Source organism: Comamonas sp. BIGb0124 (genome assembly GCF_003752175.1).
GTDB lineage: Bacteria > Pseudomonadota > Gammaproteobacteria > Burkholderiales > Burkholderiaceae_C > Comamonas_F.
In genome coordinates, this window is sequence record NZ_RJVF01000009.1 from 28,910 (window position 1) to 52,650 (window position 23,741).

The window sequence follows — 23,741 nt, forward strand, 5'->3', positions numbered from 1 at the left end:
GAGGCTTCAGTCGCGCACCTCCATCGCGGCTCTCAAGCCGTCGCTGAGCACGTTGAAGCAGGTGCTGGTCACGAAGATGCAAAGGCCGGGCAGCATGGCGACCCAGGGCTGGTTGTAGATGGCCGTGCGCAGCGTATTGAGCATCAGGCCCCATTCGGCTTCGGGCGGCCGGGTGCCCAAGCCGAGGAACGACAGACCGGAAGCCAGGATCATCGAGACGCTGATGAGGCTGGTGGCGTACACCAGGATGGGACCGATGACGTTGGGCAGCAGGTGCACCCGCACGATGGTGAAGCCGCTGGCTCCGCTGGAGCGGGCCGCTTCGATGTAGTCGAGGTTGCGCACTGCGGTGGTGGTCGACTCCGCCACACGGATCAACTGCGGAATGAAGACCAGGCACAGCGACAGCATGGCGTTGGTCAGACCGGGACCGAGCGCGCCGCTGATGGCGACGGCCAGCAGCACCGACGGAAAGGCATAGAAGACATCGGTCAGCCGCATGATGAACATGTTGACGGCCCCGCCTGCATAACCCGCCAGGATGCCCAGTCCGCCGCCGATGGCGAGGGCGATGAGCACGGGCGTGATCCCCAGGAACCAGGAAAGCCGCCCGCCGTGGAGCAGGCGCGTCAGCATGTCCCGGCCCAGTTCGTCGGTGCCGAGCCAATGGCCGGCGCTGCCGATGGGCTGCAGCCGCTGCAGCATGCTGCCTTGATACGGACTGTAGGGCGCGATCCACGGTGCCAGCAGCACGGCCAGCAACAGCAGCGCCAGCACCAGCGCGCAGGCCAGCGTGACGGGGTCGCGGCGCACGCGTCTGAACACGCCCTGCCAGTAGGTTTCCTGGTCGGGGGCCGGTGTGGCCGCAGCGGGCGCGGACGCGAAATCGAAAGAAGAGGCGACGGTGGTGTTCATTGGCGTTTGATGCGAGGGTCGAGAACGGTCTGGAGGCAATCGACCACGAGGTTGATCAACACGAAGATCAGGGCCAGGATCAGGATCGTGCCCTGCAGCACGGGAATGTCGCGCTGGAAGATCGCGCCGTTGAGCAGGAAGCCGGTGCCCGGCCAGGAGAACACGGTCTCGACCAGGATGGAGCCCCCCATGAGGTAGCCGAGCTGCAGCCCCATGACCGACAGCACGGCGGGAGCGGCGTTCTTGAGCACATGCAGCGCCGTGGCCGTGCGGCCCAGTCCCTTGCCCCGCAAGGTGGTGATGTAGTCCTGGGTGAGGACGTCGATGACCACGCCGCGCACGGTGCGGGCGACGATGCCCATGGGGATCACGGCCAGCGTGGCGGCCGGCAGCACCATGTACTGCAGGTGCTCCCAGTCCCAGGTCCAGGCCTCGGAACCCCCGGCGCCGGCGCCGAGCGCAGGCAGCAGGTTCAGCCGCACGCTGAAGATCACCACCATGACCATGCCGAGCCAGTAGTGCGGCACCGACACGCTGGCAGCGGCCAGGCCGACCACCAGTTTGTCGATCCGGGTGTTGCGGCGTGCCGCAGCCAGCACGCCCAGCAGGCTGCCCATGGCGAAGCCCAGTCCTGCCGCGACCAGCGACAGGCGCAGCGTGTTGACGATCGCGCCGGACATCTCCTCCCAGACGGGACGACCGCTGGCCAGGGATTGTCCGAAGTCGCCCTGCACCACGTGTCCGAGCCACAGCCAGAACTGCACGGGCAGGGGGCGGTCGAGGCCGTAGGCGCGGCGCACCTGTTCCACGACATCGGCGGGGGCATCGGCCGAGACGATGGCGTTCACCGGGTCGCCCGGTGCGAGATGCACCAGCAGGAAGCAGACGATGCTGACCGCCAGTGCGATCGGCACGGCGTAGAGCACGCGTCGAAGAAGGTAGACGATCATGCGGCCTCCAGCTCGGTGTGACGGGTGCCGGGCACGAGGATGCAGCGCGCGGTGCGGGCCGGGCCGACCTCACGCAGTTCGGGCAATGCCTGCGAGCACTCGGGGCGGGCCGCGGTGCAGCGCGGGGCAAATGCGCATCCGGGCGGCGGCCGATCGAGTCTGGGCGGTGCGCCGCCGATGGTGGTGAGGGGCATCCCTTTGGAGTCGCCATGCACCGTCGCGCCCAGCAGGCCCTTGGCATAGGGATGCAGGGGGCCGGCCATGAAGCGCGCAATCGGGGCTTCCTCGACGAAGCGTCCCGCATACATCACCGCGATGCGATCCGAGACCTCGCTGGCCACGCCCAGGTCGTGCGTCACGAAAATGAGGCCCATGCCGAGTTCCTGCTGCAATTGCCTCAGCAGCAGCAGAACCTGGATCTGTACCGTGGCGTCGAGTGCGGTGGTCGGCTCGTCCGCCAGCAGCAGGCGTGGCCGGCACGATAGGGCCATGGCGATCATGGCGCGCTGGCGCAGTCCGCCCGAGAGCTCGTGAGGGTAGGCGTCCAGGCGGCGCGCAGCCGATGGGATCTGGACCCGTTCCAGCAATTCCAGCGCACGCGCACGGGCCTCGCGCCTGCCGATTCCCTCGTGACGACGAACGGTCTCGGCTATCTGCGTGCCGATGGTGAATACCGGATCGAGCGCGGTCATCGGTTCCTGGAAGATCATGGCCACCGTGCCGCCGCGCAGGGCGCTCAGCCGTGATTCGCTGGCCCCCACGATGTCCTGGCCGGCCAGTCTCACGCGGCCGCCCAGCTCGGTCCGCCGTGGCGGGTTGAGTCCCATCAGGGCACGCAGCGTCACCGATTTTCCCGATCCCGATTCGCCCAGGATGCACAAGGTTTCGCGGGAATCGAGCGAGAAGCTCACGCCGCCCACGGCCCGTACAGGCAGGCCTTCGCCTTTCTTGGGATGGAATGTCACTGTCAGGTCGTCGACCTGAAGCAAGGGTTGCATCATTATCGGACCTCCGACAGGGATTGAGGCGAGTGCCAGCCGCTGCCGGGCTGAGCCATGAGACACGCGGCCTGCTGACCCGGACCGGCCTCGACCAGAGGGGGCAGCGTGGATGCGCAGACATCCTGCGCATGGACGCAGCGCGTGCGGAATCGGCATCCCGAAGGGGGATCGATGGGGTTGGGCGGATCGCCCGAGAGCGGTGCCCGTTCGCGCCTGCGCGCGGGGTCCATCGACGGGCGGCTCTCCAGCAGCGCCTGGGTGTAGGGGTGCGCGGGGTGACGGTAGATGGACTGAACGTCGCCGATTTCCGCCAGTCGGCCCAGATACATCACCAGCACGCGATCGGCCATGTAATGCACGACGTTGAGGTCGTGGCTGATGAAGAGATAGGTGAGTCCGTAGCGCGCCTTGAGCTCGACCAACAGGTTCAGGACCTGGGCCTCGACCGATTTGTCGAGGGCCGAAACGGGTTCGTCGAGGATGAGCAGCCGCGGCTTCAGGGCGAGCGCCCGTGCGATGTTGACCCGCTGACGCTGGCCACCCGAGAGCTGGTGAGGAAAGCGCGGACCGAACAGCGCGGGGTCGAGACCGACGGCTTCCAGCAGCTCGCGTGCCTGTGCGCGTGCATGACTGCGCGACATGCCGTGGACCTGCGGTGCAAAGGCGACGCCGTCTTCGATCGTCAGGCGAGGGTTGAGCGAGGCATAGCTGTCCTGAAACACCATCTGTACCTGCCGGCGGTATTCCTTCATGGGCAGTTGCCGGCTGCCGACGGCCAAGCCGTCGAACACGATCTCGCCCTGCGTCGGTTGCACCAGCGACATGATCAGCCGCGAAGTCGTGGACTTGCCGCAGCCGGATTCTCCGACCACGCCCAAGGTCTCGCCCTTGCGTACATCGAAATCGATGCCGTCGACCGCCCGGACCGTGCCGGAGCGTTTGCCCAAGGGGTAGTGCTTGTACAGACCACGCACGCTGAGCAACGGTTGCGCCGGACCGCCGACATCCGGCAGCGGTGCGAGGGATGCGGCCAAGGCCTGGGTGGCTGGATTCGTGGGGATTGGATTCATGAAGGCCTCCAAGCAATTGGCAGGCCAGGTCTCGCCAACTTGTACGGACGAGTCATGGGGTCGACGATGTGCACAAGCACAGGGCGCGGTGCACCGAGTCGCAACGTGGAATTGCACCAGTCAGGGGCTGATTGATCGTTTTTTCTGTACGTACAACATTGCCTATGGGTGGGGTTTCAATCGGGCATACGAAAAAACTGGCGCACAAGTTGCATGGACAACTTTATCCAGTCCCGACCACATAGGAGTTTTTCATGGCATACACGATCAATCGGCGAAGCTTGTTGCTCAGCGGTGCGGCCGCGGCAGCACCGGCCCTTCTCGGTATCGATCTGGCCCAGGCGCAGACCGCTTCGGGCACCCTTCGCGTGGGCATGACCGTGGGCGCAGTGCCCAATACCAACGGCATCCCCGACCAGGGCGGCGAAGGGGCGCGCTTCATGAATGTCACCTTGTACGATCAACTTGTGGCCTGGGAGCTGTCGCACGCCGATCGTCCTGCCCGGCTCATGCCCTGTCTCGCCACGGCGTGGAAGACAGATGCCGGCAATCCGAAGCGCTGGGTTTTCACGCTGCGGGAAGGCGTCAAGTTCCACGACGGCCATGAGCTGGTGGCCGACGACATCGTCTTCAGCTTCGATCGGGCCTTCAAGCGCGATGCCGCCTGGTTCGACCAGCGCGCCTTCAGCCAGGCGCTGCCTCAGATCCCCGGGGTGGTGGCCTGGGGTGCCGAGGGCAAGAACACGTTCTGGGTCGAAACCGCCGTGGTGGATGCAACGCTGCCTTATGCGTTGACCTGGATGGGTATCGTGCATCGCGGCGCATGGGAAGCTGCGGGCAAGGACTGGAACGCCTACACCAACAAGGCGATAGGCACCGGCCCCTGGAAACTCGAGAGCTACAACCAGCGCGAGCGCGCGGTGCTGGTACGCAATGCGGACTACTGGAACAAGGACCGCATACCCAAATCGGCCCGACTCATCCTCATGCCGATTCCGGATGCCAATGCGCGTGTCGCGGCATTGCGTTCCGGGCAGGTCGACTTCATCGAGGCACCGGCTCCCGATGCGGTTCCGTCCCTCAAGGCGGCAGGCATGCAGATCGTCACCAATATCTATCCGCACAACTGGACCTGGTTCCTTGCGCAGATTCCGGGTTCGCCCTGGACCGACCTGCGTGTGCGCAAGGCGGCCAACCTGGGCATCGACCGCTCGGGCCTGAAAACCCTGCTGGGCGGGCTCATGGTCGAAGGGCAGGGCGTCGTACCCAAGGGGCACCCCTGGTATGGCAAGCCCACTTTCGAGCTCAAGCACGACCCCGACGCGGCGCGCAAGCTGCTGGCCGAGGCCGGCTACAGCCCGCAGAAACCGCTTCGTACCAAGGTTGCGATCTCCAGCAGCGGTTCGGGCCAGATGCAACCCCTGCCGATGAACGAGTTCATCCAGCAGAACCTGCGCGAGATCGGCATCGAGGTGGAATTCGAAGTCTTCGAATGGCAGGCTCTCATCGAATGCTGGAAGGCCGGAGCCGGATCGCCCAGTGCGCGCGGTTGCCATGCATTGAACATCTCCCAGGGCCCGTTCGACCCGTTCCGGGCCTTCGCGCGCATCCTGCAGACCAACATGGCCGCGCCGGCCGGCGTGAACTGGAGCAAGTTCAGCGATGCGGGGCTGGACAAGCTGTTTGCCCAGATCCAGACCGAGACCGATAGCGCCAAGCAGGACGCGCTGCTGGCCCAGGTTCATGGCGAAGTGGTGGACCGTGCGCTGTTCCTGTATGCGGCACACGACCTCAATCCTCGCGCGCTCAGCGGCAAGGTGCAGGGTTTTGTCCAGGCGCAGTCCTGGTTCCAGGATCTCACCCCGATCCGCATGGCCTGAGCGTCCAGCCCCCATCACGATACGAGAGCATCATGACTTCTTTCGATCCGGTCGCCCGTACCCGGCTGCACCTGGCCATGGCCGAAGCGCTCAATCCTGCGCTCAAGGCCTTGATCTCTTCCAACCCCGATGCCCTGGCGCAAGCTCAGGCGGTGGCCGAGCGCGCGGCTCACGCTCCGCTCACGCCGCTGTCGGGCCTGACGGTCAGTCTCAAGGACAACATCGACACTGCAGGATGGACCACCACCATGGGGTCGGCGTTCTTCCGCGACCACGTACCGGTGGCCGATGCACCGGTCACGACCCGCTTGCGTGCGGCCGGCGCCGTCATCATCGGCAAGGCCAACCTGCATGAGTTCGCTTTTGGCGGAACCACCCAGAACCCGCACCACGGATTGGGCGGAAATCCCTGGAATGCCGACGCCATACCGGGAGGCAGCAGCGGCGGTTCGGGCTCGAGCGTAGCCGCGCGAATGTGCGATATCTCCCTGGGGACGGACACCGGCGGCTCGATCCGCATTCCGGCGGCCCTCAACGGCGTGGCCGGGCTGCGCCCGACCCATGGCTGCGTGCCCAATACAGGCTGCTTTCCGGTGAGTGCCGCATACGACACGATCGGCCCGCTGGCGCGTACGGTGGCCGAGGTCGCGTGGGCCCACGAAGCCATCGCGGGCCTGGCGCCGGGCGACGATTGCTGCGAAGACCGGCCTGTCGAGAGCTGGGCGCATGCGTACACGCGGGGCGTTCGCGGCTTGCGGGTCGGGGTGCCGGCACACTGGTGTTTCGGCGACATCGAGACGGATGTCGAACGGCTGGTGCGTGCGGCCATTGCCGATCTGCGTGCCATGGGCGTGGAGGTCGTCGAAATCGAATTGCCGGGTGTCGAGCAGGCACAGGCCCATCTCATGCCCATGGTGCACGCCGATGCGGCCCAGGTGCATGCACGGCGTCTTGCCGAGCAGCCCGAGGTGTTCGGTGCGGATGTGCTGGACCGGATGCGCCACGGCCAAGCCGTCACCGGTCCCCAGTACGCGGCATCGATGCGCTTCAAGGAGCGCTGGCTGAGGGTGCTGGACGACGTGTTCAGGCAGGTCGATGTCGTCCTCACACCGACCTGTCCGGTGACCGCGCCTCTGCGCACCGACACCGCGCGCATGCTGGAGACCACACGCAAGATCTCGCGCTTCACCTATGCCTGGGCGATGGCGGGCACGCCGGCGCTGTCGGTGCCGTGCGGGCATGCCGCGAACGGCCTGCCGGTGGGCATCCAGTTGATTGCGCCGCGTTGGCACGACGCGCGGGTGCTCGCGCTCGGTGCCCACTACCAGTCGGCCACCGCCCACCACCTGTCCGTGCCGCCCATGGTGCGCGATGCGATGGCCCGGCTATGCCCCTGAAGACGGACCACGAGGATGCAGTCCTTGTCGGATCGGCCGAAGCCGCCGACCGGCAGGCCGACCGCTACGGCTGGCGGGTGCTCTCGGTCACTGCATTGGGGGTCATGCTGTGCTTCGTCAATGCCAGTACGCTCAACGTGGTGCTGCCCGTGGTCAGCCACGATCTCGGCAGCAGCAGTGCCCAGGCCAGCTGGATCCTGCTGTCGTACATGCTCGTGACCACGGCTCTGATCCCTGTCTGCGGCCGTCTGGCCGACCTGTTCGGACGCCGGCGGCTGTACATGGGCGGGCTGGCGCTGCTGACCGGGGCCAGTGTCGGCTGCGGCCTGGCCCCCGATACCGCCTGGCTGCTGCTGTTCCGGTGTCTGCAGGCGGTGGGCGCTGCCGCCGTCATCACCAATACCACGGCGTTGCTGACCGATGCGTTTTCATCGCGGACGCTGGCTTTCGGACTGGGGCTCAACTCGACCCTCTCGGCAACCGCGCAGAGTTTCGGTCCCATGCTCGGCGGGGCCGTGGTCTCGACGCTCGGCTGGCGGGCCATTTTCCTGCTCAATCTGCCGCTGGGCCTTTACGCGCTGCACCGCGCCCATCGCACGCTGAAGGATGTGCTGCCGCGCCAGAACGAACCGTTCGACGTGAGGGGGGCACTGCTGTCGATGATGGCTCTGTCCGGTCTGGTCTATGGGCTGTCGATGGCGGGCCCGAAGGGATGGAGCAGCCCCCATTGCTGGCTGGCGCTGGCGTTGTCGGTCTTGTGCTTCTCGGTCTTCGTGGCCGCGCAGCGGCGCACCCGCCACCCGCTGATCGATCTCGGTCTGTTTGCCGACCGTGAACGTGCAACTGCGTATGCCTGCGTGCTGCTCATCTGCATGGCACAGACCTCGAGCGTGTTGCTCGTCGCCCTGGTTTTGCAGGGTGTGCAGGGTGCCAATGCGTTTCACGCCGGCCTGAGCGTCGCGCCCGTGCCGGTCGGCATGATGCTGGCCTCGCCGGTGGCAGGCCGGCTGATGGGGCGCTTCTCGAGTCTGCATCTCAGCGCGACCGGGCTGCTGTTCGTCATGGTGGGCCTGTGCTGGCTGGTCTGGCAACTGCACGCCGAAGTGCACACCGCCATGCTGGGTGTCGGCCTTCTGGCCATCGGCCTGGGAACCGGTCTTTTCCTGACCGCCAACAACAGCGGAATCATGGGCGGCGTGCAGGCCCAGCGGCGCGGTGTCGCCAACGCCATCCGTTCGACGCTGCAGAACGCCGGCCTCGTATTGGGCGCTGCGCTTGCCATGAGCATCGCCATCGCCGGCCTCGCCCCGGACGTGCAGCGCGCCGTCTACGACGGCCGGCTCGATCAGACCACGCCCGAGGACGTGCTGCAGTTCCTGACCGGTTGCCGCTGGGCCTTTGCGGTGCTTGCCGCGCTCTGCCTCGCCGGCATCGGGTTGTGTCTTTCGACGCATCTCGCTTGCCGCCGCCGCGGGCCCTCGGCCGCCACGGCTTCCATCGCCACACCCCGCCACCTCACCCCGCCCAAAAGGAGCAAACCATGACCCCCTACGGCAGCGCCGTCGAACAGACCCAAGCCCATCTGGAGCAATCCGAGCGGCTCAATCCCAGACTCAATGCGCTCATCGCGATCCGCCGCGACCAGGCGATCGCGCAGGCACAGGAGGCGGACCGGATTGCCTCGCGCGGCGAATCCATGGGTGTGCTGCATGGCATGACCGTGTCCGTCAAGGACAACATCGACATAGCCGGAGAGCCCACCACCGCAGGTGCGGAATTTCTGCGGGACAACCTGGCCGCTCGCGACGCGACGGTCGTGCAGCGCCTGCGCCAGGCCGGCGCCATTCTGGTCTCCAAGGCCAACATGGCCGAGCTGGCCTTCGGTTCGCGCTCGTACAGCGCAGTGGGAGGGCAGTGCCGCAATCCCTGGAACGACCGCAACATTCCCGGCGGCTCGAGCGGCGGATCGGCCGTCAGCGTGGCCGCCGACATGTGCACCGGCTCGCTCGGAACCGACACCGGTGGATCGGTGCGGCTGCCGTCCTGCTACAACGGCGTCAGCGGACTGCGGCCGACCCTGGGCCGCATTCCCAACACCGGTGTCGTGCCGGTCAGCGAACATTACGACACCGTGGGCCCGATCGCCCGCAGCGTGTATGACGTCGCACGCCTGTTTTCGGTGCTCGCCGGCTACGACGCGGCCGACGGCGTCAGCGTCGACCGGCCGGTGCCGAATTTCCTGCCGCACCTGCACGCCGGTATCCAGGGACGTCGCATCGGCTTGCCCAGCAATCACTACTTCGAGGCGCTGGGCCCCGGTGTCGGCGAGGCCGTGCTGGCCGGCGCCCGCATCCTGGAGCAGGCGGGTGCGGTGCTGGTCGACATTCACGTTCCCTTGGCCGGAGAGGCCCATCTGCATCAGTCGCGCGCCGTGTTTTCCGACATCTGCCACCAGTTCGACGACACGTTGACGAACCGTCCGGAGTCCATCACCGCATCGGTCGTCGAGCGCATGCGCCATGGCCTGGCGGTGACGGGCGTCCAGTACGCCGAGGCGCTGGCGTTCCGCAACCGCTATCGTGTGATGCTGCGCGAGATCTACAGCCAGGTCGACATCGTGCTTTCGCCGACCGCACCGCAGACGGCTCCGCTCATCGACGACGGTGCCAATCTGCTCGAAGCCACCAAGGCATCCACACGCAATACCTATGCAGGCAGTGTCGGCGCGCTGCCGGGCCTGTCGGTGCCCTGTGGTTTCGATGCCCAGGGCCTGCCGATCGGCATGCAGCTCGAAGCCGCATGGTGGCAGGAGGACCTGCTGTTCCAGGCCGGCATCGCCTTCCAGCGCGAGACCGATCACCATCTGCGCCGTTCGCCTTTGCTGAGCTGAGCCGGTCCGGGCCGGCCGGGGATTCAAGCCACGTCAGTTGGCGTCCGGCCGCCGGTTGAGCATCATCTCGATGCTGAAGTTCTCGATGGGATAGATGTTGGTCGAGAGCTCGACGATCCTGCCGGTGGTCAGCCGGTACAGCCGTGTCAGCTCGATCACTGCCGCTGCCTTGCCCAACCCCAGCAAGGCCGCCACGCCTGCAGGGGCGGTGCGGCCGCGCATCACCTGCTTGACTTCGCCGACCCGTACGCCGTACATGTCTTCGATGAGCTCGAAGATCGGTACGGTGCGGCGTTCGAGCAGGCGCGCCACGCCCGCATAGTCGCCATGGAGATAGGCCTGGGTCCAGTAGATGGGGGTGGGGGACGAGGGGCTGTAACGGGCGCCCTCGAGCCGCAGCCAGCGCTCGCCGGGCCGGCTTTCGAGTCGTGCGGCCATCGATTTTCCGACCGTCTCTTCGGTGAGTTCGAAATCCCAGCGCGCCGAGTTGGTGTACTGGAGCAAATCGGACAGCGAACCCGATTGATGCAGGTAGTACTGGGCCCCGCTGTCCTGACGGGCCACGGTGGTGCCCGATCCCTGCCGCGAGACCACCAGCCCGCTGGCCCGCAGTTCGCGGAGCGCTTCGCGCACGGTATGGCGGCTGAGGCCGAAACGTTCGCAGAGCTCGTGTTCGGCAGGCAGGTTCTGACCCACGGCATAGACTCCCTGCACAATGTCTTGCCGCAGTGCATGTACGACCTGCTGGTAGAGAGGCGGTTCCTTGTCCCGGTCTGCGGTGCCCTGCAGGGTCGTGGTTCGGGCTTGAGTCCCGGACTTGCGCTTGACGGCTGAAGTCTGTTTGATAGGTGGCGTAACGGTCATATCGAACTGAAAATAAGCGGCAATCCCCAGGCCGGACCGCTTTCCTTAATGTAAAGCTGAAATGGCTTGAATGCCGAGGATTCGAGGGAGTTGCCGAACACCATGATGAGACCTGTCGTCGCCACGCGGTTGGACGTGGATGGATTGTTTCAAGGCCTGAGGCGCCGCTTTCCCGACATCCTTTTCGTCGAGGGCCGATTCGATGCGCTCGATCCTGCGGTACGCGCGCGGATCGATGCGATCGTGACCAGCGGGGCCATCGGGGCGGCGGCGCAAGAGATGGCGGTGCTGCCCGCGCTGCGCCTGATCGCCTGCCTGGGCAGCGGCCACGAAAACATCGATGTCGCCGAGGCCGGGCGCCGAGGCATCGCCGTGTGCACGGGGGCCGGCGCGAATGCCGAAACGGTTGCGGACCATGCGCTGGCGCTGCTGCTGTCGCTGGTTCGCCAAGTGCCCCTGCTGGACGCCCGCACGCGGCAAGGCGCCTGGCGGCAGGGTCTGCCGGCGCTCGGCACCCTGTACGGCAAAAGACTGGGCCTGCTGGGGTTCGGTGCCATCGGGCAGGCCGTGGCACAGCGTGCCGCCGGTTTCGGCATGCAGACGCGGTACTTCTCGCGCAGCGATCGCGGGGTCGCGTCCGCGCGTCACTGCGGTTCGCTCGTCGCCTTGGCCGAAGGCTCGGACATCGTCGTCTGCAGTCTGCCCGGCACGCAGGATCTGCTGCATGCGGTCGACGCGAAGTTTTTCAGGGCGCTGGGGCCTGACGGCATCTTCGTCAACGTGGGGCGGGGGACATCGGTCCACACCCAGGACCTGGCCGATGCGCTCAACGAGGGGCGGCTTGCCGGCGCCGCGCTGGATGTCTACGAATCCGAGCCCGATGTGCCCGACTGTCTGCTGCGCTGCCCCAATCTGGTCTTGTCGCCGCATGTGGCCGGCATCTCGGCTGCCGCAGCGGCGGCGCAGTTCGAGTTGCTGAGCGCCAACGTCGCCGCCATGCGCGAAGGGCGCGCGCTGCTGACGCCCCTGGTGTAATCGGCGGGCGTGCGGGCGGCCTGGGCGGGCCCGATCGGGCTCGGCTCGGCTGGCCGAAATCAGTCGCTGCGGATCAATCCAGCTCGGCCGTCGCGACGCATGCCTGTTGGACCACGTCGGCGACCGTCGCAACGAAGTCCGCGTTCTCGGGCAATCCGGTCACGGCGAGGCGGATGTGGGGAGCCAGTGCGGCATGCCCTGCATTGCAGCGCGATCCGGGGCTGCCCTCGATGCCGTGCGACGAGAGGTAGCTCAGGGCCGCCGCTTCCTGGCGCACAGGCACCCAGACGAACAATCCGTCTTCGGCGCGGCAGTCGACATCGCGGGCCTGCAGGGCACCGGCCAGTGCAAGCCGGCGCGCTGCATAGTAATCGCGGGCATAACGCAGGTCGGCCAGCGCGGACGCATCGGTGAGCAGCCAGGCCAACGCCGTCTGCAGAATCCGGCTGGTGACGGTGTAACCCTTGCATCGCAGATCGATCAGGCGCCGGACGAGGGGCTCGGCGCCGCCGATGACCGCGCTCTTCAGGTCGATGCCGAAGGCCCGGCAATACGCACGCGAATAGATGACCTGATCGGGCAGCACCTGGCCCAGGCTGCGGGTCTCCGACACGGCCAGGGGGCCGGCGAGGTCGATTTCGGCGACCTTGACCTGTGGGTAGGCACGCAGGACGTCGGCGAGTTCGCTGCGCCTGCGTTCGCTCACGGCATGGCCGACAGGGACCTGTGCGCAGGGCTGGTAGACAAAGCTGTCGGCACCGGCTTCGAGTGCGGCCTTCAGGGCCGACGGCTCGGGTCCTTCCGCATCGCAGGGCACCGATGAAATCCGCGCGCCGAGTTCGCCCGCCACGGTGATCAGGGTCGGGCTGGTCGGGTGTTCGAGCGCGATGTGGCGCCTGTCACCGAGTGTGGCGGCCATGGCGCAGAAGGTGGCCTCTGCGCCCCCGGCCACGGTCGTCAGCGCAGCGGGCTTGAAAGGCCAGGTGGGCTTGACCGCCTCGCGCAGCGCTTCCGTGATGTATTCGCGCTCGGGCCTGTGCAGCGTGGCCACCTTGAGCCCGGCGAGCAGCGCCGCCTGCAGGTCGGGCTGCAGCTCGGCCCGGGCGATCGACTGCGACATGTCGATCGCCAGCGCCTGCGGATGCGTGCCCAGGCCCTGGCTGCCCGGGCGCTCGAGCACGATGGTGCCGCCGCGCCGCCGCGTTTCGATGTACGCCTCGTCCCGCAGCCGGGTCCACGCTTCGATCAGGGTGGCGCTGCTCACCTGGAGCAGCGGCGAGAGTTCACGCACGGTCGGCAGGCGGGCGCCCGCAGGCAATTCTCCGGAGTCGATCAGGCGGGAAACGCCGGTGTAGATCTCCAGCGACCCCCGGCCGTTGAGCCGTGCGGCCAGCCAGGCGGGTCCAAGATTTGAGCCAGGGTACATGCGGACGAATTCTCCAGTCTTCCTAAATGTTTTCTTGAGAAAGCATATTACCAATCGGTCTAGCGACCGGGTCCAAAAGGGGACGCCGAGAAGGGTTCGGCTTGCTACCATTGCCGCCGTCGGCGATAAGTTTCAATTGAAAAACATATCTTAAATTATGTTTTCGGCGAGGGGCCGGAAATCTTATCTCCATCGCAAACAGTCGATCGGGGCGCCATGTCCCGCCGACCAACAGGAGTGGACCTCAATGAATTCGTCACGTCGTGCATTCAACGCCGCCTTGCTGGCCTCGGGCTTTGTTCCGCTGGCCTCTTTTTCGAACAGAAGTCTGGCCGCCACGCCGGTCGCCGGCGGCACGTTGCGTGTCGCATGGAGCAGCGAGCCGACCGATTTCGTGCCCCTGAACACCAGCTCGGGCTCGACGCAATTCGTGGGGGCCAAACTGTTCGACGGGCTGCTGTCGTACGACGCGCAATTGCGCCCCCTGCCGAACCTGGCCGAGAGCTGGAAACTGGCCGCGGACGGCCTTAGCCTGAGCTTCACGCTGCGCAAGGACGTGAAGTTCAGCGACGGCACGCCGTTGACCTCGGCCGACGTCGCGTTCTCGATCCTGAGGCTCAAGGAGGTGCACCCGCGCGGCCAGACGACCTTTGCTGCGGTGACGGCGGTGGAGACCCCCGATGCGCGCACGGCCGTGATCCGGCTCTCGCGCCCCGTGCCTTACCTGATCCTGGCCCTGACGGCGGCCGAAAGCCCGATCGTGCCCAAGCACATCTACGAAACGCTGAAGAAGGGCGAACGCGTGCCGGCCGACAAGATCGTCAGCTCGGGCCCGTTCCGCATCGCCGAATGGCGGGTCGGAAGCCACATCCTGCTCCAGCGCAATCCCGATTACTGGAACGCGGGCCAGCCTCGCCTGGACCGAATCGTCATCCGGTTCATTTCCGACCCGGCAGCGCGTGTCGCGGCTTTCGAAGCCGGAGACATCGACCTGCTGCCCGAAGACCTGGTGCCGATCTCCGACATCGCGCGTGTGTCGGCGCAGCCGGGCGTGCGGATCGATCCGGGTCCGTATGCCTATTACGGCTCGATTCAGCAGGGTCTGTCCTTCAACCTCGAACGCGAGGTGCTGAAGGACGTGCGTGTGCGGCGTGCCATCGCCCATGCGCTGAATGTCGATGAGATCATCCGCAAGATCTACCACGGCCAGGCCGTTGCGTCGCCCACGGCGATCACGGTCTACAACCAGGCCTTCTTCGATGCATCGCTCAAACCCTATGCCTACGACCCCGCGCTGGCCAATCGCCTGCTGGACGAGGCCGGACTGCCGCGCGGCGCCGACGGCACCCGCTTCAAGATCAAGCTGACCTGGAACACCGAAGGCGCCATTCCCCCGACGACGCCCATCCTCTACCGCCAGGCGCTGGCGGCCGTGGGCATCAGCGCAGAGATCCAGACCTCGGACTTTGCGGCCTTCACCAAGCGCATCTACACGGATCGCGACTGGGATCTGGCCATCGACCGGTATGGCTCGACCTTCGACCCGACGGTCGGCACCCAGCGCTTCTATCACAGCCGAAGCTTCAAGGTGGGCGTGCCGTTCACGAATCCGGCACGTTACGAGAACCCCGAAGCCGATGCGCTGTGGGATGCTGCGGCGATCGAGGTCAATCCCCAGAAGCGCCGGGAGATCTTCTCCAAGCTGCAGGCGGTGCTGTTGCGAGACATCCCGATCCTGCCCCAGGTGGTGGCCACGCGCAACATCACCTCGCGCACCTCGGTGCAGGGCAATGCGCCCTTTGCGACCGGAAGCTTCGACAGCTTTGCCCAAGCCTGGCTGGCGGCCTGAGCCATGGCGGACGTCAACATCCTCACCCCCGAGACGCTGCGCGCCTGGTATGGGCTGCCCGGCGAACTGGCCGTCGTCGATCTGCGCGAGGAGATCGATTTCTCGACAGGCCATATCTTCTTTTCGAGCTGCATTCCGCTCTCGCGCATCGAACTGCTGATCGCGGACCGCATCCCGAGATTCGACACACGCGTCGTGATCGTCGATGCCCCCCGGGCCGCCCCTGCCACGCATGCAGAGGGCGCGCGCCACGGTGCACGCCGGCTGGCCGAGCTGGGCTATACGGACGTGCACGTGCTCGGCGGCGGCGTCGAGGGCTGGCGTGCGGCGGGCCTGCCGGTGTACACCGGCGTTCACGCACCCAGCAAGGCCTTTGCCGAGGTCATCGAAGAGTCGCTGCACACGCCTGCGATCGATGTCGAGGAACTGGTGAGGCGGCAGGCGTCGGGCGAGCCGCTGGTCGTGGTCGACAGCCGCACCACCGACGAGTACCGCCGCAACACGGTTCCGGGGGCCTATGGCATACCGGGCGCCGACCTGCTGCGCTGCATCCGTGACCTGGTGCCGGACGACACCACGCCGGTGGTCGTGAATTGCGGGGGACGCACGCGCAGCATCATCGGTGCACAGGCGTTGCTGAACGGCCGGCTGCCGAATCCCGTGGTTTCGCTGCGCGGCGGCCTGCTGGCCTGGCGGCTGGCGGGGCTCGAACCCGAAGTCGGGGCCGACCGCGTGCCGGTCTCGCCGACGGACGAAGCGCTGCGCTGGGGCCAGGCCTCTGCCGCCGCGCTGGCCGAGCGGGCCGGCGTGCGCGAAATCGATGCGGCCGGACTGGCCGCCTTTCGGGCCGATGCGGCGCGGACGACCTATCTGCTCGATGTCCGCCGCCCCGAAGCCTACGAAGACGGCCATCTGCCCGGATCGCTGCCGGCACAGGGCGGCCAGCTGGTGCAGGAGACCGACAGCTATGCCGTCGTGCATGGCGCGCGGGTCGTGCTGGTGGACGACGGCGATCTGTCGCAGGCGCGCCTGACCGGATCCTGGCTGGTGCAACTGGGGCTGAAGGAGGTCTACGTGCTGTCGGGCGGCCTGGGCGGCCACGCCTTGAAGACGGGCCCCCATCGGCCGGCCGTGCTCGGCCTTCGATCGGTCTCCACCCGGGAGCGGCCCGAGTCGCCCCGAACACTGTTCGAGAAGTCGAAGACCGAGACGGTGGCAGTCATCGATATCGGCCTTTCGGCCCGTCATCGCGAGGCGCATGTCCCCGGTGCCTGGCTGGCCCGGCGGGTCGAGCTCGAAACCGTGATCGGCGATCTGCCGGCCGATGCCCGGATCGTGCTGACGTCGGAAGACGGCGTGCTGGCCCGCATCGCGGCGTCGACGCTGACGGCCGCGACCGCACGGCCGGTGACCTGGCTCAAGGGCGGTACGGCGGCCTGGGCCGAGGCCGGTCTGCCGCTCGAAACGGGGGCGCCGCGTACCCTGGGCCAGGGCGGCACCGACGTCTGGCTGTCGCCCACCCAGCGCAGCGGAGACCAGGCGGCCCATGCCCGTGAATATCTCGATTGGGAGCTGGGCTTGCCGGCGCAGGTGGCGCGCGATCCCGATGTGCGTTTTGCGCCCCTGGCCCTCGACTAGCAGCGGCAGCCCGTCATGACCCGTCAATTGCGCTTCAACGCATTTGTCGTCAACCGCCCGGTGCACCAGTCGCCGGGCCTTTGGCGGCATCCCCGCGATACCTCGCGGAACTACCAGAGTCTCGATCACTGGTGCGAACTGGCCCGCGTGCTCGAGCGCGGCCTGTTCGAGACCCTGTTTCTGGCCGATGGCATCGGCGTCAACGAGAACTTCGGCGGCACGGCCGACGCCGCGCTGCGGACCGGTTCGCAAGTGCCGACCAACGATCCGGTGCTGCTGGTGCCCGCCATGGCACAGGCGACCACGCACCTGGGGTTTGCCGTCACGGCCACGACCTCGTTCGAGCACCCGTATCTGCTGGCCCGGCGCTATTCCACGCTCGACCAGCTGACGAACGGGCGCGTGGGCTGGAATGTCGTCACCGGCGCATCGAACAGTGCGGCGCGCGGCATGGGCCGGCGTGCGGTGGCGCCGCGCGAGACGCGCTACGAGATCGCGGACGAGTTTCTGGCGCTGACCTACAAGCTGTGGGAAGGCTGCTGGGAAGACGACGCCGTGCTCTGGGACAGCAAAACCGGGCAGTTCGCCGATCCGGCCAAGGTCCATCGTGTCGTGCACCACGGCGCGCACTTCGACATGGAGGGCATTCATCTCTCGACGCCTTCGCCTCAGCGCGCACCGGTGCTTTTCCAGGCCGGTGCTTCTGCACCGGGCCGTGCCTTTGCTGCACACCATGCCGAATGCGTTTTTCTCTCGGGCATGACGGTCGCGCAGGTCGCGTCGGCCGTGCAGGATATCCGCCGGCTGGCCGCAGGCTACGGGCGCAATCCGCGCGACCTGAAGTTTTTTCCCAAGGCCACGGTCATCACCGCGCCGACCGATGCCGAAGCCCGCGACAAGTTCGAGGAATACCAGAAATACGTCAGCATCGAAGGTGCATTGCTGCTGTTCTCCGGCACGACCGGCATCGATCTGTCGGCCTACGGGCCGGATGAACCCATCCGCTACCAGGCGCGCGACGATGGTGTTTCGTCGGCACTGGCCCAGTTCACGACCGAGAGCGACACGGTGTGGACTCCCCGGCGCATCGCCCGCTTCATGGGCATCGGCGGATACGGCCCGGTCTTCGTCGGCTCGCCGGCGACGGTGGCCGACGACATGCTGCGGTGGGCCGAGGGCGCCGATATCGAAGGCTTCAACCTGGCCTACGCCGTCATGCCCGAAACCTATGCGGACTTCGTCGACCTGATCGTTCCAGAGCTTCAGGCACGCGGCGCTTACAAGACGGGTTATGCGCCCGGCACGCTGCGCGAGAAGCTGTTCGGTTGGCGGACCTTGCCGGACAGCCATCCTGCGGCCCGATTTCGCCCGGGTGCGAAGGTGAATGCGGGGGCGAGTGCGGATGCAGGGGAGGGCATATGACGCAGTCCGGCCTTGAAAACCCCCAAGAGACCGGCGCCTCGCTGCTGCGCGACGTCGAGGCGCTGGTGGCCTGCGGGCCGCGTGTGGCCGGCTCGCCTGCCGAGCGCGCGGCGGCCAACTACATCGTGTCCGAGCTGCGTGCGGCAGGGCTGTCTCCCGAGCTTCTGGAATGGGATGCCTGGATCAGCCTGCCGGCCAAGGAAGCCTGGATCGAGACCGCCGACGGGGTGCGCATCGCGGGCAAGGGCGTCGCCTTTGCCGCCGACAGCGGTGCAGCCGGCGTGCGCGGCCCGCTGCGCCGGCTCGACGAGCCCGGACGGCTCGACGGTGCCATCGTTCTGGTGGACGGCCTGCCGCATCTCGCGCGGCTGGAGGCCGCCGCGAGCCGCGGCGCCCAGGCGGTCGTCGCGGTCTCGGCCGACGATCACGCGCATTACTGGCAGATCTCTCCGCTCTGGGGCTCGCCGGCACGCGCCGCCGATCTGGCGCGCATGGCGCCGATCCCCGCGCTTCAGGTGTCGCGCAGCGATGGCGAACGCCTCGCGCAACTGGCGTGCGATCGAGGCGCCGTCAGGCTGGTCGCACCGGTCGACAGCGGCTGGCGCCGTGTGGTCATGCCCACGGTGTCGATTCCCGGCCGCGAGGCGGGCGAACTGCTGATCGGCGGTCACTACTGCAGTTGGGGGCCGGGCGCCACCGACAACGCGGCAGGCAATGCCCTGATGCTGGATCTGGCCCGTCGCCATGCCGGTGGGCCCAGGCCGCGATTCGGCCTGCGGCTGGCCTGGTGGACGGGACACGAGCAGGGCGGTTACGCCGGCTCGGCGCATTTTGCCGACGTGTTCCACGACGTGCTGGCGGCCCATGCGTTGGCCTACCTGTCGGTGGACAACGTGGGCAGCCGGGGCGCGACGATCTGGCAAGTGCAGAACACCGGGGCCGAGCTGCACGACTATGCAACCGGCATCCGCGACCGGCTGGCTCCGCTCGACCCTGCAGCCGCCGGCTTTGCCCGCACCCTGCTGCCGGCCCGCAAGGATCGCGGCATTCCCGCGTCGCGTCCGGCACGCAACGGCGATCAGAGTTTCGGCGGCCTGGGTCTGGCCAGTCTTCAGGTGGCTTCGTGGCTGGCCGAAGACGCTGCCGACCGCATCCCGGGCACCGGCTTGCCGTGGTGGTGGCACACCGACGAGGACAAGCCGGCGTATTGCGATCACGCCGTGCTGGCGCGGGATCTGGCGGTGCATGTGGCCTTGGTCGAGGGGCTGGTGAACGCGCAGACGCTGCCCATCGACCCGGCCGCACAGGCACGGGACCTGGTCGCCGCGCTGCAGGCCGTCGTCGAATCCGCCCCCGAATTGGCATTGGCCCCCGAGCTGCTTGCGCTGGCCGAGACCTATGCCGATTCGGTGGCCACGCGTGCGCTGTCGGACGGGCAACGCGTGGCGTTGACCAAGACCCTCAACCCGGTGCTGTTCCATGGCCTTTCGGCCACCGAGTTCGACATGACACGCCAAAGCGCCTTGTTGCCCGGCCTGAGCGCCGCGCTCGACTGGCCCGGCCTGCCGGCCGAGCAACGCCGCTTTGCCGAGATCGGGCTGCGGCGTGCGGCCAACCGGGTCGCCGCCGCCATCCGCAGCGCGCTGTCTCTGCTGCAGAACGAGGCCACGCCATGACCGCCACCCTGCCTTCTCCCGACATCTACTGGTACATCGGCCCGCCCGACGGCCCCATGCCCTGGGTGCCCGGCGGCAGCCGGCCGTTCGATCCCGATCATGCGCTGCGGCTGGCCGGCGAGCTCGACCGCATCGGGTTTCACGGCGCGCTGATCGGCACCGGGGCCGAAGACACCTGGGTGCTGGCCGCCCGTGTCGTCGCGGCGACGCGCCGCCTGCGGTTTCTGATCGCGACCTATCCGATGCTGATCTCGCCCATCCTGGCGGCCAAGATGGCCCAGAGCTTCGAGCATGCGGCTCCGGGGCGGCTGGCGCTGAACATCGTCAACGGCACCTCGGATGTGGCCTTGAGCCTGGGCTCGAAGCTGTCGCATCAGGCGCGCTACGAGCTGACCGACGAATGGCTGCCGCTGTTCCGCCAGGCGGTGGCCGGCGAGCCCTATTCGGCGGACGGCCGTCACCTGTCGGCCCAGGGGCGGATTCCCCGGCTGGTGGGCCCGGACGTACCCCTCCCCGAGCTGTGGATGGCCGGTTCGTCGCCGCTGGCATTGGACATCGCCGCGCGCCACATCGACCGTTACCTCAGTTGGGGCGAACCGCCCGGCCCACTGGGCGACAAGCTGGCACCGCTGATCGCAAACGCTGCGGCCCTGGGCCGCCGTCCGGGCCTGGGCGTGCGCCTGAACGTGATTCTGCGCGACAGCGACGAAGCCGCCTGGGATGCCGCCGACGCCTTGCTGCGCTCGGTGCCGCGCGAGGTGCTGCAGCGCAATGCCGCGGCCAAGGCCGCCAGCGATTCGGTCGGCATGGGCCGCATGGCCACCCTGTATGCCGGACGCGGCATCGATGCGGCACGCGAGCTCGAGATCGAGCCCGGTCTGTGGCTCGGGCTGGGCCTGCTGCAGTTTGCCGGCAATTCGGCCGCCATCGTCGGCGGGCCGGAAACCGTGCGCCGGGTCATCGACCGCTACCGCGCGCAGGGCATATCGACCTTCATTCTGTCCGGGCTGCCGCTGCTCGACGAAGCCAGGCGCTTCGGCGAGTCGGTCCTGCCCGGCTTGTTATCTTCCGAAAGGACCTAGAACGTGGATCATCTTCCACTCAGTGCCCGCCAGCGCGCGGCCTACAACCAGGCCGGCCTGCTGGCACACGAACGTTTTGCGGCCCGCGCCGGCCACCATGCCGAGAGCCGGACGCTGCCCGTCGACGACCTGAAGGACCTGGCCCGCGCCGGGCTGCTGAATCTGGCTGCAGGCGAGGACATCGGCGGCGGCGGCAGCGGCATCATGGGGCAGGATCCGCTGCTCTACCTGCTGGTGCTGGACCAGATCGCACGCCATGCGGGCCTGGCGACCAGCCATTCGTTGCAGGTCCACAGCCATGCGCTGCATTTCGTCGACCAGTGCGCCACCCAGGCGCAGCGCCGCCGGCTGCTGGCGCCGATCATCGCGGCCGAGGGCCTGACGACGACGCTGAGCAGCGAACCGGGACGCACGGCGCGTGGCCCGCGCCACACCACGCTGGCGCACCGGCACGGGCAGGGTTTTGTCATCTCGGGCACCAAGAACTTCGCCACGCTGGCCGCTGCGTGCAGCCACCTGCTGGTGCTGGTCGATGGCGCCCCCGACAGCGATGTCGCCGGCCAGCGGCTCGCGCTGCTGGTGCCGGTCGATGCGCCCGGGGTGCGGATCGAAGACACGGGCTGGAATCCGTATGGCATGCGTGCCGGCGTCAGTCCGCTGGTGCATTTCGACCGGCATGAGGTGCCCGAGGATGCCCTCATCGGCCCGCCGGGTGCGCATGCCGACGGCAACTGGTCGGTCAAGGCCGATCTGGGCTTTGCCGCGCAGTACGTGGGGGCGGCCCACGGCATTCTGGAGAGCACCGTCCGGGCCGCCAGACGGCGCGGAGTCGCCGCATCGCCGGCGGTCGAGCTGCGCCTGGGCGAAGCCTGGTCGCGGCTGGCGGCGGCCCGCTGGCACTACTACGGGGCCGCCAAACTGTGGGAAACGCGGGACGAGGGCGCTGCCGGACCGGCATCGCAGTCGGCCAAGGTGCAGGCGGTCAAGGCCGCAGAGCAGGTGCTCGAGACCGCCACGCGCATTGCCGGCCCGAGCGCCTTCGATGCAGACAGCGAGCTGACGCTGCGCTCGAACGACCTGCGTTACCTCATGATGCGCGAGCAGCCCGATGCATTGTCCGTCTCGCTCGGCAAGGCGCTGATCGACAGCGCGGCAGAGCCGGTCGCCGCACCCGTCGCAGGAATCGCAGGATGAGCGTGATTCGCGACGATGCCATCGAAAACGCCCTGCAGCAGGGCATCGAACGGACGCTGCGTTATCGCGGCGCACCGCCGGACAACTGGGTCGAACCGGCAGCAGGCACCGATCACGACGTGCTGATCGTCGGCGGCGGCCAGAACGCCCTGGCGCTGGTCTGGACGCTGAGACACCTCGGCATCCGCCGCGTGACGGCCATCGAGGCCAAGCCGGCCGGGCAGGCCGGGATCTGGCACGATACGGCGCGCATGCGCACGCTGCGCACGCAGAAGACCCTGACGGGCCCGGACATGGGGTTCACGCCCTTGTCCTTTGCCACCTGGTACGACGCCCATCAGGGCGAAGGCGCCTTCGATTCGGTCGGCCAGATCGATCGCATCGACTGGGGCAACTATCTGAGCTGGTTCGAGCAGGCCGCCCACATCGGCGTGCGGCACGAGATCCGCGTGGCGGGGCTGTCGCCCGAGGGCGCGTTCTTCCGTGTCCATCTGGAGTCGCCCGGCCGCACCTGGACCGAGGTGGCGCGCAAGGTGGTCTTTGCGAACGGCATCGGCGGACTGGGCCAGCCGGTGTTGCCGGCGTTCCTGACCCAGGCCTTGCCGCCGGCCCATTACGGCCACACGGCAGACCGGTTGGACTTCGAGGCGCTGCGCGGCCGATCGGTGGGCATCATCGGCTCGGCCGCATCGGCCTTCGATGCGGCGGCCGTGGCGCTGGAGCAGGGGGCCGCCGACGTGCACATGTTCTGCCGCAAGGACATTCCCCCCACCTTGCAGATCAACAAGTCGCGCAACTACATCGCCGCCCAGGACCGCTTCTTCACGCTGCCCGATGCCTTGCGCTGGACGCTGTTCGACAGGGCCCAGAAAGCCGGCACGGCGCCCCCGGCAGACTCGGTGCGGCGCTTGCTGGGGCATGCGAATTTTCGTCTGCATACCGGGCGCGACCTGAGCGGACTGTCGCTCGAAGGCGGCCGCATCCGACTGCCTTTCGACGGCCCGGCGCTGGACTTCATCGTCGCCGGGACCGGTTACGCGCAGGATGCGAACACGTGCACGGCGCTGTCCGGCGTCTCGCACCGGCTGGCCCAATGGTCGGATCGCCATCGGCCGGGCCAGGACGAAGCCAACGCGATCCTCTCGCGTTACCCCTATCTGGGGGCGGCCTTCGAGTTTCTGCCGAAAGACCCGGCCGAGCCTTTGCCTTGGGCCGGCAATCTGCACGCCTTCACCCCGGCTGCCGGGCTCTCGTTCGGCCGCTACATCGGCGATGTGCCGTCGATGCGGTTCGCGGTCAACCACCTGTCGCAGGCGGTGTTCGACAGCTTCTTCCGCGAAGACCTGGCCGTTCATGAACGGCGCATGCGTGTCGTGCCCGAAGACCGGGAGTTCGACCCCAGCCTCTACGCGCCGCTGCTGTCGCCCCCGGCCCCATGATGCCCACCCCTTA

At 67.6% G+C, this 23,741-nt stretch carries 18 protein-coding genes; 12 read left to right on the forward strand and 6 right to left on the reverse strand.

The genetic code is table 11. The features are described from left to right. Positions 1-6: 6 nt before the first annotated feature. From EC845_RS06385 to EC845_RS06400, 4 genes are read right to left on the reverse strand one after another with little or no spacing between them, the layout of a single operon-like run. Positions 7-915 (reverse strand): ABC transporter permease, encoded by a 909-nt coding sequence (locus EC845_RS06385; RefSeq protein ID WP_123296412.1) that lies wholly within the window; start codon positions 913-915, stop codon positions 7-9. Beyond that, entirely contained in the window at positions 912-1,865 is a 954-nt protein-coding gene (locus EC845_RS06390) for an ABC transporter permease (protein WP_123296413.1), read from the reverse strand. The genes EC845_RS06385 and EC845_RS06390 overlap by 4 nt, the downstream gene beginning before the upstream one ends. Further along, positions 1,862-2,866: an ABC transporter ATP-binding protein gene (locus EC845_RS06395; protein WP_199739747.1), complete on the reverse strand. Its 1,005-nt coding sequence runs from the start codon at positions 2,864-2,866 to the stop codon at positions 1,862-1,864. Before EC845_RS06395 ends, EC845_RS06390 begins: the two co-directional genes overlap by 4 nt. Then, positions 2,866-3,936, reverse strand: coding sequence for an ABC transporter ATP-binding protein (locus tag EC845_RS06400; RefSeq protein ID WP_123297928.1), 1,071 nt, complete (start codon positions 3,934-3,936; stop codon positions 2,866-2,868). The genes EC845_RS06395 and EC845_RS06400 overlap by 1 nt, the downstream gene beginning before the upstream one ends. 254 nt (positions 3,937-4,190) lie before the next feature. Between EC845_RS06400 and EC845_RS06405 the strand changes: the two genes are divergently transcribed. From EC845_RS06405 to EC845_RS06420, 4 genes are read left to right on the forward strand one after another with little or no spacing between them, the layout of a single operon-like run. After that, a complete protein-coding gene (locus tag EC845_RS06405; RefSeq protein WP_123296414.1) occupies positions 4,191-5,816 on the forward strand; it encodes an ABC transporter substrate-binding protein in 1,626 nt (541 codons plus the stop codon). A gap of 32 nt (positions 5,817-5,848) precedes the next feature. Beyond that, a complete protein-coding gene (locus tag EC845_RS06410; RefSeq protein WP_123296415.1) occupies positions 5,849-7,213 on the forward strand; it encodes an amidase in 1,365 nt (454 codons plus the stop codon). Beyond that, on the forward strand, positions 7,204-8,757 hold the full coding sequence (locus EC845_RS06415) for a DHA2 family efflux MFS transporter permease subunit (protein ID WP_123296416.1): 1,554 nt from the start codon (positions 7,204-7,206) through the stop codon (positions 8,755-8,757). The genes EC845_RS06410 and EC845_RS06415 overlap by 10 nt, the downstream gene beginning before the upstream one ends. Beyond that, positions 8,754-10,103, forward strand: coding sequence for an amidase (locus EC845_RS06420; RefSeq protein WP_123296417.1), 1,350 nt, complete (start codon positions 8,754-8,756; stop codon positions 10,101-10,103). Before EC845_RS06415 ends, EC845_RS06420 begins: the two co-directional genes overlap by 4 nt. A 33-nt stretch (positions 10,104-10,136) precedes the next feature. On the opposite strand, the gene EC845_RS06425 is transcribed toward EC845_RS06420, so the two are convergent. After that, a complete protein-coding gene (locus EC845_RS06425; RefSeq protein ID WP_123296418.1) occupies positions 10,137-10,967 on the reverse strand; it encodes a GntR family transcriptional regulator in 831 nt (276 codons plus the stop codon). A 102-nt stretch (positions 10,968-11,069) separates the two neighbouring features. Here EC845_RS06425 and EC845_RS06430 point away from each other — a divergent pair, with 102 nt between their 5' ends. Next, positions 11,070-12,002, forward strand: coding sequence for an NAD(P)-dependent oxidoreductase (locus tag EC845_RS06430; protein WP_123296419.1), 933 nt, complete (start codon positions 11,070-11,072; stop codon positions 12,000-12,002). A gap of 73 nt (positions 12,003-12,075) precedes the next feature. Here the strand turns inward: EC845_RS06430 and EC845_RS06435 are convergent, their stop codons facing one another. Next, a complete protein-coding gene (locus EC845_RS06435; protein WP_158615643.1) occupies positions 12,076-13,428 on the reverse strand; it encodes an aminotransferase class I/II-fold pyridoxal phosphate-dependent enzyme in 1,353 nt (450 codons plus the stop codon). 247 nt (positions 13,429-13,675) lie between these two features. Here EC845_RS06435 and EC845_RS06440 point away from each other — a divergent pair, with 247 nt between their 5' ends. The 7 genes from EC845_RS06440 to EC845_RS06470 are packed head-to-tail and all read left to right on the forward strand — an operon-like array spanning position 13,676 to position 23,728. Then, complete coding sequence (locus EC845_RS06440) at positions 13,676-15,277, forward strand: ABC transporter substrate-binding protein (protein WP_158615644.1); 1,602 nt, start codon at positions 13,676-13,678, stop codon at positions 15,275-15,277. A 3-nt stretch (positions 15,278-15,280) separates the two neighbouring features. Continuing rightward, positions 15,281-16,915, forward strand: a complete 1,635-nt coding sequence (locus EC845_RS06445; protein WP_123296422.1) for a rhodanese-like domain-containing protein — start codon at positions 15,281-15,283, stop codon at positions 16,913-16,915. A 15-nt stretch (positions 16,916-16,930) separates the two neighbouring features. Further along, positions 16,931-18,337 (forward strand): LLM class flavin-dependent oxidoreductase, encoded by a 1,407-nt coding sequence (locus EC845_RS06450; RefSeq protein WP_123296423.1) that lies wholly within the window; start codon positions 16,931-16,933, stop codon positions 18,335-18,337. After that, positions 18,334-20,013 carry a M28 family peptidase gene (locus EC845_RS06455; RefSeq protein ID WP_123296424.1) on the forward strand — a complete coding sequence of 560 codons (1,680 nt, stop codon included), beginning with the start codon at positions 18,334-18,336 and terminating at the stop codon, positions 20,011-20,013. Before EC845_RS06450 ends, EC845_RS06455 begins: the two co-directional genes overlap by 4 nt. Next, a complete protein-coding gene (locus tag EC845_RS06460; protein ID WP_123296425.1) occupies positions 20,010-21,095 on the forward strand; it encodes an LLM class flavin-dependent oxidoreductase in 1,086 nt (361 codons plus the stop codon). Before EC845_RS06455 ends, EC845_RS06460 begins: the two co-directional genes overlap by 4 nt. A gap of 3 nt (positions 21,096-21,098) precedes the next feature. Then, positions 21,099-22,289: an acyl-CoA dehydrogenase family protein gene (locus EC845_RS06465; protein ID WP_123296426.1), complete on the forward strand. Its 1,191-nt coding sequence runs from the start codon at positions 21,099-21,101 to the stop codon at positions 22,287-22,289. Next, entirely contained in the window at positions 22,286-23,728 is a 1,443-nt protein-coding gene (locus tag EC845_RS06470; RefSeq protein ID WP_123296427.1) for an NAD(P)-binding domain-containing protein, read from the forward strand. The genes EC845_RS06465 and EC845_RS06470 overlap by 4 nt, the downstream gene beginning before the upstream one ends. Positions 23,729-23,741: the final 13 nt, after the last annotated feature.

Excerpts from the sequence above, each read along its gene's own strand:
- EC845_RS06430 (WP_123296419.1), top strand. The coding sequence starts at position 11,070 with ATGATGAGACCTGTCGTCGCCACGCGGTTGGACGTGGATGGATTGTTT.
- EC845_RS06435 (WP_158615643.1), bottom strand. The coding sequence starts at position 13,428 with ATGTACCCTGGCTCAAATCTTGGACCCGCCTGGCTGGCCGCACGGCTC.
- EC845_RS06470 (WP_123296427.1), top strand. The coding sequence starts at position 22,286 with ATGAGCGTGATTCGCGACGATGCCATCGAAAACGCCCTGCAGCAGGGC.
- EC845_RS06460 (WP_123296425.1), top strand. The coding sequence starts at position 20,010 with ATGACCGCCACCCTGCCTTCTCCCGACATCTACTGGTACATCGGCCCG.
- EC845_RS06450 (WP_123296423.1), top strand. The coding sequence starts at position 16,931 with ATGACCCGTCAATTGCGCTTCAACGCATTTGTCGTCAACCGCCCGGTG.
- EC845_RS06410 (WP_123296415.1), top strand. The coding sequence starts at position 5,849 with ATGACTTCTTTCGATCCGGTCGCCCGTACCCGGCTGCACCTGGCCATG.
- EC845_RS06405 (WP_123296414.1), top strand. The coding sequence starts at position 4,191 with ATGGCATACACGATCAATCGGCGAAGCTTGTTGCTCAGCGGTGCGGCC.
- EC845_RS06390 (WP_123296413.1), bottom strand. The coding sequence starts at position 1,865 with ATGATCGTCTACCTTCTTCGACGCGTGCTCTACGCCGTGCCGATCGCA.
- EC845_RS06385 (WP_123296412.1), bottom strand. The coding sequence starts at position 915 with ATGAACACCACCGTCGCCTCTTCTTTCGATTTCGCGTCCGCGCCCGCT.
- EC845_RS06415 (WP_123296416.1), top strand. The coding sequence starts at position 7,204 with ATGCCCCTGAAGACGGACCACGAGGATGCAGTCCTTGTCGGATCGGCC.
- EC845_RS06420 (WP_123296417.1), top strand. The coding sequence starts at position 8,754 with ATGACCCCCTACGGCAGCGCCGTCGAACAGACCCAAGCCCATCTGGAG.
- EC845_RS06455 (WP_123296424.1), top strand. The coding sequence starts at position 18,334 with ATGACGCAGTCCGGCCTTGAAAACCCCCAAGAGACCGGCGCCTCGCTG.
- EC845_RS06395 (WP_199739747.1), bottom strand. The coding sequence starts at position 2,866 with ATGATGCAACCCTTGCTTCAGGTCGACGACCTGACAGTGACATTCCAT.
- EC845_RS06425 (WP_123296418.1), bottom strand. The coding sequence starts at position 10,967 with ATGACCGTTACGCCACCTATCAAACAGACTTCAGCCGTCAAGCGCAAG.
- EC845_RS06445 (WP_123296422.1), top strand. The coding sequence starts at position 15,281 with ATGGCGGACGTCAACATCCTCACCCCCGAGACGCTGCGCGCCTGGTAT.
- EC845_RS06440 (WP_158615644.1), top strand. The coding sequence starts at position 13,676 with ATGAATTCGTCACGTCGTGCATTCAACGCCGCCTTGCTGGCCTCGGGC.
- EC845_RS06400 (WP_123297928.1), bottom strand. The coding sequence starts at position 3,936 with ATGAATCCAATCCCCACGAATCCAGCCACCCAGGCCTTGGCCGCATCC.